The sequence below is a fragment of the Achromobacter sp. CSND-B12 genome (assembly GCF_052906545.1).
Window position 1 is genome coordinate 1296967 of the sequence record NZ_JBREGJ010000001.1, and the last position, 13992, is coordinate 1310958.

13 protein-coding genes are annotated in these 13992 nt (G+C 66.0%); 7 read left to right on the forward strand and 6 right to left on the reverse strand.

Annotated elements, in window-relative coordinates; all coding sequences use genetic code 11:
• Nucleotides 1-3: 3 nt before the first annotated feature.
• The 3 genes from ACUTAG_RS05805 to ACUTAG_RS05815 all read right to left on the reverse strand — a co-directional run bounded on the left by ACUTAG_RS05805 (nt 4) and on the right by ACUTAG_RS05815 (nt 2822).
• Nucleotides 4-294 carry a hypothetical protein gene (locus tag ACUTAG_RS05805; RefSeq protein WP_006387672.1) on the reverse strand — a complete coding sequence of 97 codons (291 nt, stop codon included), beginning with the start codon at nt 292-294 and terminating at the stop codon, nt 4-6.
• Nucleotides 281-568, reverse strand: a complete 288-nt coding sequence (locus ACUTAG_RS05810) for a hypothetical protein (protein WP_020928954.1) — start codon at nt 566-568, stop codon at nt 281-283. Before ACUTAG_RS05810 ends, ACUTAG_RS05805 begins: the two co-directional genes overlap by 14 nt.
• 82 nt (nt 569-650) lie before the next feature.
• The gene (locus ACUTAG_RS05815; RefSeq protein WP_148318399.1) at nt 651-2822 is read right to left on the reverse strand and encodes a TonB-dependent receptor; all 2172 of its coding nucleotides are present in this window, start codon (nt 2820-2822) and stop codon (nt 651-653) included.
• Nucleotides 2823-3082: 260 nt separating this feature from the next.
• On the opposite strand from ACUTAG_RS05815, the gene ACUTAG_RS05820 reads away from it, so the two are divergent.
• From ACUTAG_RS05820 to ACUTAG_RS05835, 4 genes are all read left to right on the forward strand, one after another.
• Nucleotides 3083-3229: an SDR family NAD(P)-dependent oxidoreductase gene (locus tag ACUTAG_RS05820; RefSeq protein WP_108913910.1), complete on the forward strand. Its 147-nt coding sequence runs from the start codon at nt 3083-3085 to the stop codon at nt 3227-3229.
• Between the two features lie 3 nt (nt 3230-3232).
• The gene (locus ACUTAG_RS05825) at nt 3233-5050 is read left to right on the forward strand and encodes a glycoside hydrolase family 15 protein (protein WP_148318397.1); all 1818 of its coding nucleotides are present in this window, start codon (nt 3233-3235) and stop codon (nt 5048-5050) included.
• A 152-nt stretch (nt 5051-5202) separates the two neighbouring features.
• Nucleotides 5203-5910: a response regulator transcription factor gene (locus tag ACUTAG_RS05830; RefSeq protein WP_054483293.1), complete on the forward strand. Its 708-nt coding sequence runs from the start codon at nt 5203-5205 to the stop codon at nt 5908-5910.
• A 353-nt stretch (nt 5911-6263) separates the two neighbouring features.
• Nucleotides 6264-7961 carry a flagellin N-terminal helical domain-containing protein gene (locus ACUTAG_RS05835; RefSeq protein ID WP_026383251.1) on the forward strand — a complete coding sequence of 566 codons (1698 nt, stop codon included), beginning with the start codon at nt 6264-6266 and terminating at the stop codon, nt 7959-7961.
• A gap of 118 nt (nt 7962-8079) precedes the next feature.
• On the opposite strand, the gene ACUTAG_RS05840 is transcribed toward ACUTAG_RS05835, so the two are convergent.
• On the reverse strand, nt 8080-9570 hold the full coding sequence (locus ACUTAG_RS05840) for a methyl-accepting chemotaxis protein (protein WP_233437013.1): 1491 nt from the start codon (nt 9568-9570) through the stop codon (nt 8080-8082).
• 365 nt (nt 9571-9935) lie between these two features.
• On the opposite strand from ACUTAG_RS05840, the gene ACUTAG_RS05845 reads away from it, so the two are divergent.
• A complete protein-coding gene (locus tag ACUTAG_RS05845; protein WP_020928961.1) occupies nt 9936-10901 on the forward strand; it encodes a Bug family tripartite tricarboxylate transporter substrate binding protein in 966 nt (321 codons plus the stop codon).
• Nucleotides 10902-11051: 150 nt separating this feature from the next.
• Nucleotides 11052-11669, forward strand: a complete 618-nt coding sequence (locus ACUTAG_RS05850; RefSeq protein ID WP_148318395.1) for a LysE family transporter — start codon at nt 11052-11054, stop codon at nt 11667-11669.
• A gap of 119 nt (nt 11670-11788) precedes the next feature.
• Here the strand turns inward: ACUTAG_RS05850 and ACUTAG_RS05855 are convergent, their stop codons facing one another.
• A complete protein-coding gene (locus ACUTAG_RS05855) occupies nt 11789-12241 on the reverse strand; it encodes an Lrp/AsnC family transcriptional regulator (RefSeq protein ID WP_020928963.1) in 453 nt (150 codons plus the stop codon).
• A gap of 81 nt (nt 12242-12322) precedes the next feature.
• Here ACUTAG_RS05855 and ACUTAG_RS05860 point away from each other — a divergent pair, with 81 nt between their 5' ends.
• Nucleotides 12323-12943, forward strand: coding sequence for a LysE family translocator (locus ACUTAG_RS05860; RefSeq protein WP_020928964.1), 621 nt, complete (start codon nt 12323-12325; stop codon nt 12941-12943).
• Nucleotides 12944-13413: 470 nt separating this feature from the next.
• Here the strand turns inward: ACUTAG_RS05860 and ACUTAG_RS05865 are convergent, their stop codons facing one another.
• Nucleotides 13414-13965, reverse strand: coding sequence for a TetR/AcrR family transcriptional regulator (locus ACUTAG_RS05865; RefSeq protein WP_054448811.1), 552 nt, complete (start codon nt 13963-13965; stop codon nt 13414-13416).
• Nucleotides 13966-13992 lie beyond the last annotated feature (27 nt).

A 13992-nucleotide genomic window follows, 5' to 3' on the forward strand; every position in this document is an offset into this window, starting at 1 on the left:
CCCTCAGAGCGCGCCGGCCAGGAACAACGCGCCATACAGCACGGCGCACGCGCCCCCCAGCCAGGCCCAGGCCCGCGGGCCGCTGCGGAAGAAATAGACCGTGCTCAGCACGCCCAGCCAGACGGGCGGCACCAGCCACATGGCGAGCTGCGAGCGCGTCACAAGGGGAATCCCGCGCGTCATCGCCGCCAGCGCCGCGCTGGCGCCGAGCGCCAGAACGAAGCCGAGCAGCGCACCCGCCAGGGTCTTGGAAATCCAGTCGCGCCGGATCGGCGCGGGCTTAGCGGGCGTCATGCCTATCGCTCCGGCGCGAGGCCGCCAGCGCGCCAAGGTACGGGATGAGGCTGAAGAACAGCATCAAGGCGGTACAGAACACGAACACCGCCGCGACGATCGAGAACGCGCGCAGACAGCCCCAGGCGCCCAGCGCCAAGCCCACGCTCCCGGCGGCGCGGGCCGCCAGCGGGGGCCAGGGCGCGCGGCGCCAGCGCTGATTGGGCGACCCGAGATAGATGCCAAGGCAGCCCAGGAACAAGGCGATCAGGCTGGGAAGAATCAGGGATTGCATAGTCGTCCTTGCATGCGGCGCATGCGGTGGGGCGCCGCGCCCAGCCCGGCCCAAGGCCGGCGGCGGGGGCGGCGCGCCATGGTCAGAAGCTGATGCTGGCGGATGCGGTGACGGTGCGCGCCGGGCCCAGCGTGGCGATCGGCGTGGTGTCGCTGAAACTGCCGGCGTAATAGTGCTTGTCGAACACGTTGTTGACGTTCAAACGCAGCACCACGTCCTTGCCATTGACCAGCATGGCGTAGCGGGCGCCCAGGTCGAGCTGGCCCCAACCCGGGATCTTCAGCTTGTTGGCGGCATCGGCGTACTGGCTCGAGGTCGCCTGCACGCGCGCGCTGAGGGTCAGGCCGGCAATCCAGGGGGTATCCCATTCCAGTCCGGTATTGGCCTGCCAGCGCGGCGCGCCGACCGCGGTGTTGCCGTCATAGCGGCCGAACGAGGTCTTGGTCTGCTTGCCCTGGGAATAGGTCACCCCGCCCAGCACGCGCACGCCGCGCGCCAGTTCGCCGAAGGTGTTCCATTCGACCCCGCGCACGCGCTTTTCGCCGCCATCGGCGTAGGTCGGCCTGGCCGTGGTGCCTTCGGTGACCAGCATGGGCTTGTCGATCTGGAACAGCGCCAGCGTATTGGTGAACGTGCCGGCGTTCCACTTCACGCCCACCTCTTTCTGCTCGGTCTTGTAGGGCGCGAAGACCTGGCCGAAGTTGGTGGCGGTGGTGTCGGTGACGCTGTCGCCCTTGCTCAGGCCCTGCACGTAGTTCGCATAGAAGGACAGATCCGGGCCCCAGGGCTTGACGACCAAGGCCACGGCGGGCGTCACGGCTTGCTTGTCGTAGCGCGACGTGGTGTTGCCGTTCTTGTCGAAGTTGGTCGTCTTCACGCGCTGATTGCGCAGGCCGCCGGTCAACCGCAGCCGGTCGTCGAGGAACGACATCGTGTCGACCAGCGCCAGGCTGGTCAAGGTGTTTTCCGCCGTCTTGGGCGCGCTGTCGGGCACACCCGGCATGACCGGAGTGATGGGGTCGTAGATGTTGGAGCGGAAGGTCGAGGCCGTGCCCGTGGCCGACCCATCCTCGGTATCCAGGATGGAGGCCTGCAGCACCAGTTCATGGCCCACGGCGCCGGTCTTGAAGCGCGACCGCAGGCCCGCCTCGGCCGAGGTGGCGTCGGTGTAGGCCCGCTGGCCGATGATGGAGCCGGTGAAATTGCCATTGGCGTCGATCTGGCGCGCGTGCGTGCCGTTGATCAGGCCCGATTGGTGGCTGTCGCGCCGGCCGATGCCGCCGAACACCGAGACATTGTCGTTGAAGCGGTATTCGGCGCGGCCGACCACGGCGTTGCTCTGGATGCTGCCGTAGCCGGTGCTGAACTGATTGATGCGGGGATCGGGCGCCTTGGGCACCACGGAGCCGCCGAACCAGAACATGGCGGGCGTGCCGCCCTGGAACGACTCCTGGCTGTGGTAGGCGTCGATCGAGGCGCTCAGCGCGCTGCCGCGATAGTCCAGGCCCAGCGACAGGAATTCGCGCTTGCGCGACTGGCCGTCCAGCGTGGTGGCGCCGTCGCTGAACGCGCCGTTGACGCGGGCTCCCCATTGGTTGGCGTCACCGAAGCGCCTGCCGGCATCGATGGTGGTGCCCAGCTGGCCGTCTCCCTGCCAGTTCAATCCGAACGTCGCGTTGGGCGTATCTTCGGCGCGCTTGGGCACCAGATTGATCGTGCCGCCCACCGCGCCGCTGGGCGCCATGCCGCTGAACAGCGCATTCGGCCCCTTGAGCACTTCGACGCGCTCGACGAATTCCAGCGGCGCGCGGCCCATGGGCGCCAGGCCGTACATGCCGTTGATCGCGACATCGTTCTGGTTGACGTCGAACCCGCGGATGCGGAAGTTCTCATACGCGTGCCCGCTCGACGTCGTGAAGCGCACCGACGCATCGTTGGCCATGACGTCGGCCAGCGTGCGAGCCTGCTGGTTCTGGATCAGTTCGGCGGTGTAGCTGGTGACGTTGAAGGGCGTGTCCATCACGTCCTGGTTGCCCATCATGCCCAGCCTGGCGCCCTGCGCCACCTGGCCTCCGGCGTAGGGCGCGGGCAGGTCCTGGTCCTGCGCGGAATTGGCCGTGACCGTCACGGCCGGCAGGGTGGGCGCCGCGCTTTGCGCCAGCGCGCTGGAAAAAGGGAAAGCGAGCGCCAGCGCGAGTCGCGGCGCGTGCCGGGGAACGCGACGCGCCCGGGCCGATTTCATATTCTTGGTCAAGATTTACCGCCCCTATTTGCTAATAACAATACTTCTCATGCGCATTATATGTCGGACAAAATGAAGAGCAACCTGGTGAAAAATCAAGGAAATTTCAGAAAAATGTCAGAAATCGGTTGGCGAACCGGCGCCAGGCGCCGGGCGGCCGCGGGTTGAACCGCCGTCCGTTCGGGACTAACCTGACCCTTTGCTATCGACAGCGGCCCGCGTGCCCTGGCCTGGCGACAGCCCGTGCTCGCGCCCGCCGCAAGGAGAGCAACATGCGGCAAACGGATCTGTCCGGACAGGTGGCCATCGTCACGGGCGCCACTTCCGGCATCGGCCGTGGCATCGCCCGGGAAGGGGCAGCCACCGGCGCGCGCGTGGTGGTCAACGGCCGCATCGGCGAGCCGCGGGACGCGCCCTGACCCATGTCCAAGCCCATCGAGGACTATGGCGTGATCGGCAACCTGCTGTCGGCGGCGCTGGTCGCGCGCGACGGCTCCATCGACTGGCTGTGCCTGCCGCATTTCGATTCCCCCGCGTGTTTCGCCGCCCTGCTCGGCGACGACAGCCACGGCCGCTGGCTGCTGGCGCCGCGCCGGCCGGGCGAGGTCCGGCGCCGCTACCTGCCCGACACGGCCGTGCTGGAAACGCGCCACGAGACCGCCACCGGCGCGGTGCGTGTCTACGACTTCATGCCGCTCAGCGACGACGAAGAGCGGGTCGACGTGGTGCGCATCGTCCAGGGTGAATCCGGCCACGTGGACATGCAGATGGAGCTGACGCTGCGCTTCAACTATGGGCAGGCGGTGCCGTGGGTGCGGCGGCGCGATTACGGGCTGAGCGCCATCGCCGGTCCGGACGCGGTGGAATTGCACACCGCCGTGCCGCTGGAAGGGCGCGACATGAAAAGCGTGGCCGCCTTCAGCGTGCGGCAAGGGCAGACCGTGCCCTTCACCCTGTCTTACCACCGCTCGCACAAGTCGCCGCATTTCGTGCCCGACCGCATGGAAAGCATGGACCGCACCATCGCCTGGTGGCACGAATGGGCCAAGCGCTGCCACTGGCCCGACGGCCCCGGCGCGCGCCGCGACGCGGTGGTGCGTTCGCTGATCACGCTGAAGCTGCTGACCTTCCAGCCCACCGGCGGCATCGTCGCCGCGCCCACCACGTCGTTGCCGGAGCGACTGGGCGGCAGCCGCAATTGGGACTATCGCCATTGCTGGCTGCGCGACTCCGCCCTGACCCTGTATGCGCTGCTCAACGCCGGCTACCGCGAAGAAGCCGAGGCCTGGCGTCAGTGGCTGCTGCGCGCCGCCGCCGGCCACCCCAACCAGCTGCAGATCATGTACGGCATTGCCGGCCAGCGCTGGCTGCCCGAGCACGACATCCCGTGGCTGCCCGGCTACGAAGGCAGCGCCCCCGCGCGCCTGGGCAATGGGGCGGCCGGGCAGATGCAACTGGACGTCTACGGCGAACTGATCGAAACCCTGCACGCCGCGCGCGTGGCCGACCTGGCGCCGCTGGCCGAAGCCTGGCGCATGCAGAAGGTGCTGCTGCAGCCGCTCGAGGCGCTCTGGCGCGAACCGGACCACGGCATCTGGGAAATGCGCGGACCGCCGCGCGCGTTCACGCATTCGCGGCTGATGTGCTGGGTGGCCCTGGACCGCAGCGTCAAATCCAGCGAACGCTTCGGGCTGGAAGGCCCGGTGCAGCGCTGGCGCGCGCTGGCCGACGAAATCCGCGAGGACATCTGCACCCACGGCTACGACGCCGGCCGCAACACCTTCGTGCAGTACTACGGCGGCACGGCGCTCGACGCCAGCCTGCTGCTGATCCCCCAGGTCGGCTTCCTGCCGCCGGACGATCCGCGCATCGCCGGCACGGTGCGGGCCATCGAGCGCGAGCTGCTGCGCGATGGCCTGCTGCTGCGCTATTCGCCCGCGCTGAGCGACGATGGCCTGCCGGGCGACGAAGGCGTGTTCCTGGCGTGCAGCTTCTGGCTCGCGGACGCCTGCATCATGCTGGGCCGGCTGGACGACGCCGAGCGCCTGTTCGACCGGCTGCTGTCGCTGCGCAATGACCTGGGTCTGCTGTCCGAGGAATACGACGTGGCGCGCCGACGCCTGGTCGGTAACTTTCCACAGGGCTTCTCGCATATCGGCCTGGTGAACACGGCCTACAACCTCAGCGCCGCGGGCGGCACGGCACGCCAGCGCGCCTCACGCGACGCGCCACCGCACTGACCGCATCAATATCAGACTGAAGGTAGGGCCCGGGACACGCCTTGCGCGCATCGGCGCCCCTAGAATCCCGGAAGTATCGATTTCAAGGCACAACCTTGGGCCCGCGCCGCTCCGACCCATGTCGTCCGCGGCCGGAACCGGCCAGTGCAAACATGCGCATCCTCGTCGTTGAAGATCCCCCGGAATGGGCCGACACCATATCCCGGCACATTGCCGACCTGGGCCATGCCGTGCATACCTGCGGCGGCCTGCGTGACGCGCTCGACCATATCCGCCAGCGGGCGCCGGAGATACTGGTCACCGGCACGCCGCTGCCCGACGGCGACATGCTGGCGCACATTGCCGCCCTGCACCGCACCTTTCCCGCCATGGGCATCGTCGTGCTCGCCGCCAGCCCGCGCATCAACACGCAGCTGCAGGGCATGAGCGATGGCGTCGACCACTACCTGAACAAGCCGGTGCAGCTGCCCCTGCTGGCCGTCACGCTAAGCGCGCTTGAGCGCCGGCTGGTCACCTCGTCGGCCGCGCCGTCCCGCGACGGCGCCTGGACCCTGGACGTGGAATCGCGCGAACTGCGGTCGAGCGACGGCCAACAGGTCGACCTGACCGCCAAGGAAGCCATCGTCCTGGCCTCGCTGATCCAGAGCCCGAAGTTTCCCATCAGCCACGAGCGCATGTCACAGATACTGGGCTACCCCGAGATCATCTTCGACAAGCATCGCATCGATGCCCTGCTCTATCGCGTGCGCAAGAAGCTCGGCACGATCCGGGGCACGCCCATGCAGATCCGCAACATCTACGCCGAAGGCTCATTGCTGGTCGTGCGCGACATCACGGTCAGCATTGCGGCTCAGGCCTAGGCCGTTTCCCCGGGCGTTGAGTATTGATGAGTTTTCGATACCGTACAGCTTCTACACTACGCAGGTCTTAAAACTTTCCCCAAGAGAGCTAAGACCCGAAGGCCCCACCCGCTTACCGGCGGGCGGGGCCTTCGTTTTTTTCGGGTGTTCCGCAAGCGCATTCATTAAGAGAGTAAAAGCTCATAAAAAATCATAAAGCCCCGTTTCCAGCGGCCAACTTCTAAAGAACAAATTGCCCAGCGCCGTAGTCATGGCAACGGACGAACCGCAGGTTGAGCCCCGGTTCATCACGTTTCCATCGGGCCGCCTCCGCGGCCCGAGCCAGTAAAGCCACTCTGTCTAGGAGCAAACACATGGCTGCAGTCATCAATACCAACTATCTGTCGCTGGTTGCGCAGAACAACCTGAACAAGTCCCAGTCCGCCCTGGGCACCGCCATCGAACGCCTGTCGTCGGGCCTGCGCATCAACAGCGCCAAGGATGATGCCGCTGGCATGGCGATCTCGAATCGCTTCACCTCGAACGTCCGAGGCCTGACCCAGGCCGCGCGCAACGCCAACGACGGCATCTCGCTGGCACAGACCACCGAAGGCGCAGCCTCCGAAGTCACCACCCACCTGCAACGTGTGCGCGAACTGACGGTGCAAGCCGCCAACGGCAGCTACTCGCAAGAACAGCTCGACTCCATCCAGGACGAAATCAAGCAGCGCATGGCGGACATCGACCGTATCTCGCAACAGACCGACTTCAACGGCGTGAAAGTACTGTCGTCGAACGCCAAGCCCCTGACGCTGCAAGTCGGCGCCAATGATGGCGAGACCATTACCTTGAACCTGTCTGAAATCAGCTCGAAGACGCTGGGCCTGAACGGCTTCAACGTCAATGGCAAGGGCGTCATCGATAACACCAAGGCCTCGGTGAACAATCTGCTGGCCGCCGGTGCCCCTACGCCTGCAGCCGCCACGCCAAACGATTACGTCGTGACCACCACTTTCGCCAAGGTCAGCGCCGAACAAGCCTTCGCCAAGCTGGAGAACGGCAATACCGTTACGGTGGCCGGTGCCACGGCAGCAGCCAACGTCACATATACGTACGACGCCGCCAACGACAACTTCACGTTCGACAACAAGACAACAACCGCCACACTGGGCGCGCTGGTAACGTCGTTGACGCCGGCCACCGGCACCGTCACCGGAACCTACACGAACAAGGGCACGGCCGCCGCGACCTTCGAAGTCGATGCCGCCGGCAACGTAACCATCGGTGGCAAGGCCGCATTCCTGACAACCACTGGCGAACTCACCACCAATAACGCCGCCGGCACGGTACCAGCCGCCTCGTTGACCAACATCCTGACGGCGACCAGCAAGGCCGCCGCAAACGACGCCACGCTGTCGATTGGCGGCAAGGTCTACAACAGCAGTGGCACCGCGGGCGAGGTACATTACGTCGACACCAAGAGCAAGGACGCTGTCCTGACCGCTTTCAAGGCGGGCCCTGTCAACAGCAATGTGGTCCTGGGGGATGGCTTGGCCAGCGTGACGCTGGCGTTTACCTCGGGCCAATCGACCGACACGTATGTCGATGACGCGGGGGAATTCACCAAGATCACGGGCGGCACGTTCACGACGACCTACACCAATGACCCCACCACGGGCACCGTCACGGTCAAGGCCGGCTCCGGCACGGGCGCCTATGCGCCCAAGATCGGCGCTACCGTCTACATGAGCTCCAGCGGCAAGCTGACCACCGAAACGACCAGCAAGGGCGACAAGACCACCGATCCGCTTAAGACGCTGGACGCCGCCTTCAACGTGCTGAACAAGTTGACCGGTGAACTGGGCGCGGTGCAGAACCGTCTGGAATCGACCATCGCCAACCTGAACAACGTGATCAACAACCTGTCCGGCGCCCGCTCGCGCATCCTGGACGCGGACTACGCCACCGAAGTGTCGAACATGTCCAAGGCCCAGATCCTGCAACAGGCCGGCACGTCGGTCCTGGCGCAGGCCAACCAGGTGCCGCAGACGGTGCTGTCGCTGCTGCGTTGATCACGCAATAGCGCCTGGCCCACGCGGCCTCCGGTCATCGCGTTGGCGACGACCGGAGGCCGCGCCGCATCCGCGCATCAAAGCGGCGCCGAGGCCCGCGCCCTTTCGGAACTTGGGGTCACGCGCCCGCCAGCGTCAACGCGGCAGATGGCGGCCGCGCGCCCGGCGCGGCCACGGCATTGGCCGATGGGTCGGCTTGCAGGCGGAACACTTCCACCGCCCGCAGCAAGGCCGCCGCCTGCGCTTGCTGCGCGGTCGAGGCGCGAGCGGCCTGGGCCACCTCGGACGCGGTCTCGCGGACCAGTTCGTCCATGTTGGACACCGCCAGGTTTACCGCGTCGATATCCGCGCTCTGGGTTTGTCCCGCCTCGCCGATCTGGCCGACGATGCGCGCCGCCTGGTCGATGCTGGACACCACCTCGCGGATCACCCCCGCCGCGTGATCGGCCTGGCGAAACCCCTCGCTGGTCTTGTGCAGGGAACCTTCGATCAACGTGCGAATGTCGCGCGCCGCGCTGGCGCTGCGCTGCGCCAGCGCCCGCACCTCGGTGGCCACCACCGCGAAGCCGCGCCCGCTCTCACCGGCGCGCGCCGCCTCCACCGCCGCGTTCAGCGCCAGGATATTGGTCTGGAACGCAATGCTGTCGATCAGGCCGATGATTTCCGAGATCTTTTTCGACTCCTGCTGGATTTCGCCCATCATGGTCGCCACGCCCGCCACGGCGGCGCTGCCCGCGTCGACGGTCTGGCGCGCCTGGTCGGTCAGTTGCCGCGCCTGCTGCGCGCGCGCGGCGTTGTCATGGACGTTGGCCGCCAGGTCGCGCATCGACGCGGCGGTACGCGCCAGCGATTCGGCCTGCGTGCCCGCGTGCGCGTCGAGTTGCTGATTGCCCTGCATCATCTCGCTCAAGGCGACGGATAGCGACGTCGCGGTCGCCCGCACCTCCCTCATGGTCCGATGCACCGCGTCCATGGTGGTCTTGAAACTGCGGCCCAGGTCGCTGTGCATGCCCTGCCCGTCGAACCGCAGGTCGAACACGCCGGCTTCGCGCCCGATGTGCGCGCTGAGCCGGGCCAGTTCTTCGGCGGCGACGCCGGCCCGTTCCATCTTCCAGGCCAGCCACCCCAGCGCGGCGGCCTGCACCACCACGTAGGTGGCATGCAACAGCACCATGCCCAGGCTGGGCTCGGTAAAGCAGATGGTCCCGTATCCCCACTGCTGCAGGAAATTGAAGGACAGGTGATGCACCGCGATCACCAACGCCGCGCACAGGATGGTGCGCCAGTCACGATACGCCAGCAGCAGCGAGAGCAGGACGAAGATGCCAAAGTGGATTTCGGTCATGCCGGACATCAGGTGGATGTGCAGCGCGGCCAGCACCATCAGTCCACAGGCGACGGCCAGGCGCGTGGCCAGGCGCCCGGGCAACCAGAGAATCAGCAACGAAGGAACGCCGGCGGCCAGGCCGCCGACGATGAGGGCGGCGGCCCAGCGACCGTACTGCGGCGCCATGCACAGGCCAACGATGAACAGCAGCCAAAGCAGGGGCAACATCGCGCGGTCGGTCCGGCGGTACGAATCTTGCAACAAGCGGCTTGCGGTGCGCATGGGTCGGTCCTCGGGCACGGGAAGCGCGACGGTGCGTCGCGGGTGCGCCGCCCCACGGATACGGGACAGCACACCAGCTCGATTTTGATAGATAAATTTCAGTTTGTGAATATTTATTCCATATTATTTTCTCGACCAGCGACAAGGCCCGGCATCCGGTCCAAGTCGCGGACAGGCGTCCGGCGCGCCCTGGGCCGGACTGTCCTGCGCGAAAACCCTGACCCGCCCGACGCGTGGCAAGGCTGTTCCACAAATAGTTAACATGTTAAAAATAACGCGTTGATCCGTAAGAGTTGGTCCGTATCACCTCGCCACAAGCAGCGTTCTTCCACGTTCGACAAGCACACAGAGACAACGAGGTTCCCATGCATCCCTACGCGAAGCGCCTTCTGGCGCTGGCCACCCTGTCGCTGGCCGCCACGGCCCAGGCCCAGTCCTGGCCCACCCAACCCATCCGCTGGATCGTGCCCTACCCTGCCGGCGGCGGCACCGACGTGCTGGCCCGCACGGTCGTCAGCGGCCTGGAGAAACCGCTGGGCCAGACGGTGGTGGTGGAGAATCGCCCCGGCGCCGCCACCATCGTGGGCGCCACCGCGATCGCCGAATCGGCGCCGTCGGGCTACGTGCTCGGCTCGGCCGACATCGCCACCCTTGCCTTCAACCCGGCGCTCTACAACAGCCTGACCTACGACCCGTCGAAATTCACCTACATCGGCGGGCTCGCCAGGTTTCCCATGATGCTGGCGGTGAACGCCGGCTCCGCCTACAAAACCCTGGACGATGTGCTGCAGGCGGCCAGGAAGCACCCCGGCAAATTGACGGCCTCTTCGGCCGGCACCGGTTCGCCGCACCATCTGGCGCTGGAGCTGTTCAAGCAGCGCACCGGCGCGGACATCCTGCACGTGCCCTACAAGGGCGCCGCGCCCGCCATCCAGGACCTGTTGGGCAATCAGGTGGACCTGATGTTCGTGGACCTCACCAGCGCCCTGCCCAACATCAAGGCAGGCAAGCTGCGCATCCTGGCCACCGCCACGCCGCAGCGGCTGAGGGATCTTCCCGACGTTCCGACCATGGCCGAACAGGGGGTCAAGGACTACACCGTCTATTCCTGGCAGGGCGTGGTCGGCCCGAAAGGCCTGCCCGAGGCGGTCACGAAGAAGCTGTCGGCCGAGTTGCAGGCCGCGATCAGGACGCCCGCCATGACGCAGAAGATGGCCGACATCGGCGTCCAGCCCATGCCGATGTCCGCGGAGGAATTCCGCGCCTATGCGGAACAGGAGCGCCGGAACTGGGCGGAAGTGATCCGCAAGGCCGGCATCAAGCGGGAGTAACGCGACAGGACGGCCGCGACAGGACGGCCGGCGCGAAGCGCCGGCCCAAGCGAAGCGACTGCGCCCAGGCTTGAGCGAATGGATTGATTCCGACGGCTTCCGCCGACGCCAGCGGTTCTACAATACCGCTATCTTCTCGGGAGTCCCTCCATGCTCGGCGTCACCGACTATGGCGCATTCGTGCTCGCCTTCATCATGCTGTTGATCATCCCCGGCCCGGGCAACTTCGCTTTGCTCACCGCCACGGGCAAGGGCGGCATCAAGGCCGGACTGGCCGCCACCTGCGGCGTGATCCTGGGCGACCAGGCGTTGATGTGGCTCGCGGTGGCCGGCGTGTCGGCCCTGCTGGCGGCCTATCCCACCGCGTTCCATATCGTGCAGTGGGCGGGCGCCGCATACCTGGCCTGGCTCGGCCTGCAGATGATGCGCAGCAAACCCGGCGCCCCGCCGCGTCCGAGCCGCATGGACAACGGCCACTACCTGCGCCAGACCGCGATGATCACCTTGCTCAATCCCAAGGCGATCATGTTCTACATGGCGTTCTTCCCGCTGTTCATCGACCCGGTCAGGCACCAGGGGCTGGTGACCTTCGCCTTCATGGCGGTCACGGTGGCGGCGCTGACCTTCCTGTATGGGTTGGTCGCGGTGCTGCTGACGCACCATCTGGCGCAACGCATGCGCGCCAACCCGCGCGTGGCCAATCTGCTGGAACGGCTGGCGGGAGTGTTCCTGCTGGGATTTGCGGTGAAGCTGGCGGCGATACGGTAGGCGCGCATTTGCAGGGATAGCTACCTTCGGGCGGCTATCGTCCGTGCCAGGAAACATCCAGTGTGGACGCATTGGGGAGTTTTTCAGGCGATTGCGCCAGGCCGGATTGGTCCAACCCTTCACAGCGGCAGCGGCCGGTTCTGCACGATGTGCTTCATGACCAGGGTCGAGGACAACCGCTGCACGCTCGGCAACGTCGATAGGCTGTAGTCGAACAACTTCTGGTAAGCCGCGAGGTCGGTGGTGATGACGTGCAGCATGAAATCCGGATCGCCGAATAGCCGCTGCGCCTGGATGATCTCAGGCACCTGCGGCACGGCATCCTCGAATGCCTTCACCGCGGCCCGATCGGTGCTGCGCAGCGTAACGAACACGATGGCGGAAAAGTTCAGCCCCACCGCCATGGGATCGATATTGGCGCGGTAGTCGGCGATGACGCCGGCCTCTTCCAGGGCCCGCACGCGCCGGTGGCAGGGCGACAGGCTCAGGCCGATGCGTTCGCCCAAGTCCGTAAGCGACAAGCGGCCGTTGGCTTGCAGCTCCGCAAGGATCTTTCTGTCTATGTCATCCATGCGGGATATATTGCCTGAAATCTGGATTTTCGCGCAAGATTTTGGAAGCACCTTCCGGGCGCTCGCCGATAAGCTTTCGCCATGGACTTCTCGACGTTTTTCCTCTTTTCGGCGACGGTGATCCCGCTGGTATGCACCCCCGGGCCCGACATCCTTTTCATTGCCTCGCAGGCCGTTTCCACCGGCACCACGGCCGGATTGCGCGCCACGATCGGCGTGGTGCTTGGCTACTGCGTGCACTCGCTGCTGGTAGCGCTGGGACTGGCCGCGGTCGTGGCCGCGTCACCAGTGCTGTTCGAAGCGATCCGCTGGGTAGGCATTACGTACCTGGTCTACCTGGCCTGCAAACTGCTACGGGCCGCGCTGCGTCCCGGCGACATTCGGGTGCCGCGCGGGCGGGTCAAGGGCCAGTTGTCCAAGGGCTTCCTTACCTCCCTGCTCAATCCCAAAGGAATGATGGTCTATCTGGCCATCCTGCCCCAGTTCATGGACCGGCAACTGGGTGATACGACGCTGCAGGCCGTGATGCTGTCGGCGATATTCATGTTCTGGTGCGCGGTGGTGTATTCAGCCATCTGCATAGTGCTTGGCCGCTTCCGCGGCGGCGCGGGCCTGAGCGACGCGCGGCGACGCCTGGTCGACAGCGCCGCGGGCGGCATGATCCTGATGGCGGCCGGCTTCATGGCCTTGTTCCACAGATAGGGCGCGGCGCGCGTCCCAGGCAGGCACCTGCCTGAGCAGGGTACCCGACACACCTTTGCCGATACGCCGTCCTGCAGGGGGCAACCTATGGCAGGACGGCTTACGGGAGATCAGCAGTTGCCTTTCTTGGCCTGCCCCGGCGGACAGAAACCGCCGCCACCGCCACCGCCACGATGGGGATCGACGATCACGGCGCCGTCCGGGGTATATACGGCACACCCACCGAGCAAGGAAGCGACCAGGGCCAGGCTACAGAGAATTTTCATGTCAAAAACGCGGAGTCCAAAGTGCGCCCAGTGTATTTCGGCGGCCTGAAACAAGGCTCCAGCGGTGGTTACCAGTCGTACGCGCCGCCCTGGGACATATTCGGGGAACGGGGGAACAACAGCGATGGCCTGCCCGGCCGGCCGCTTGCCACGGGGGTCGAAGCAGGCGAATGCCCGCGCGATGACGAGACCGACCTCGCGTATTCAGAGGCGCGGAGCGAGCGCGCCCTGGAAAAGGCTGAACGCGCGCTGCAAGAACCCGTTGAAGCGACTGGGGTCGCGCCGCAGTCCCGCCTGCTGGCCGCCAATCAAGCACAGGTGCGCCGCCTGGCCGATTATCTCCGCCTGACCGGGCATGCGGCCCAGGCGGCGGCACGATTCGACAGCGAAAGCCAGGCGCGTGGCGTCGACTCGCTGTTGAAACTCGGCCACGACAGGGTCGATCAAGGCCCATGCGCGAATGGCGACTTCCCTGCCGGGTTCCTTCCCGGCGGCGATGCTCAGATATCGCATCAGAATTTCCCGGGCACTGCGTCCCTGCGCCGCATACGCGAGCATCCGCTGCGTATAGTCATCTTCCCACCTGCCGAGCAACGCGCGCAGGAAATCCTCGCGGTTGCGAAAGTGGTGATAAAACGACCCGCGGGTAACGTTCAACCGGCGCGCCAGGCTTTCGGCCGAAACGCCAGCGTGCCCTTCGTGATCGAGGGCCTCGAGCCCAGCCGCGATCCAGTGGTTGCGAGTCAGTTTTCCCATATGCCTGCACCATACAGGCTATGTATG

Bases quoted from the DNA above. Each gene is read 5' to 3' on its own strand.
- ACUTAG_RS05805 (WP_006387672.1), bottom strand. From the start codon at position 294: ATGACGCCCGCTAAGCCCGCGCCGATCCGGCGCGACTGGATTTCCAAG.
- ACUTAG_RS05810 (WP_020928954.1), bottom strand. From the start codon at position 568: ATGCAATCCCTGATTCTTCCCAGCCTGATCGCCTTGTTCCTGGGCTGC.
- ACUTAG_RS05820 (WP_108913910.1), top strand. From the start codon at position 3,083: ATGCGGCAAACGGATCTGTCCGGACAGGTGGCCATCGTCACGGGCGCC.
- ACUTAG_RS05825 (WP_148318397.1), top strand. From the start codon at position 3,233: ATGTCCAAGCCCATCGAGGACTATGGCGTGATCGGCAACCTGCTGTCG.
- ACUTAG_RS05830 (WP_054483293.1), top strand. From the start codon at position 5,203: ATGCGCATCCTCGTCGTTGAAGATCCCCCGGAATGGGCCGACACCATA.
- ACUTAG_RS05835 (WP_026383251.1), top strand. From the start codon at position 6,264: ATGGCTGCAGTCATCAATACCAACTATCTGTCGCTGGTTGCGCAGAAC.
- ACUTAG_RS05840 (WP_233437013.1), bottom strand. From the start codon at position 9,570: ATGCGCACCGCAAGCCGCTTGTTGCAAGATTCGTACCGCCGGACCGAC.
- ACUTAG_RS05845 (WP_020928961.1), top strand. From the start codon at position 9,936: ATGCATCCCTACGCGAAGCGCCTTCTGGCGCTGGCCACCCTGTCGCTG.
- ACUTAG_RS05850 (WP_148318395.1), top strand. From the start codon at position 11,052: ATGCTCGGCGTCACCGACTATGGCGCATTCGTGCTCGCCTTCATCATG.
- ACUTAG_RS05855 (WP_020928963.1), bottom strand. From the start codon at position 12,241: ATGGATGACATAGACAGAAAGATCCTTGCGGAGCTGCAAGCCAACGGC.
- ACUTAG_RS05860 (WP_020928964.1), top strand. From the start codon at position 12,323: ATGGACTTCTCGACGTTTTTCCTCTTTTCGGCGACGGTGATCCCGCTG.
- ACUTAG_RS05865 (WP_054448811.1), bottom strand. From the start codon at position 13,965: ATGGGAAAACTGACTCGCAACCACTGGATCGCGGCTGGGCTCGAGGCC.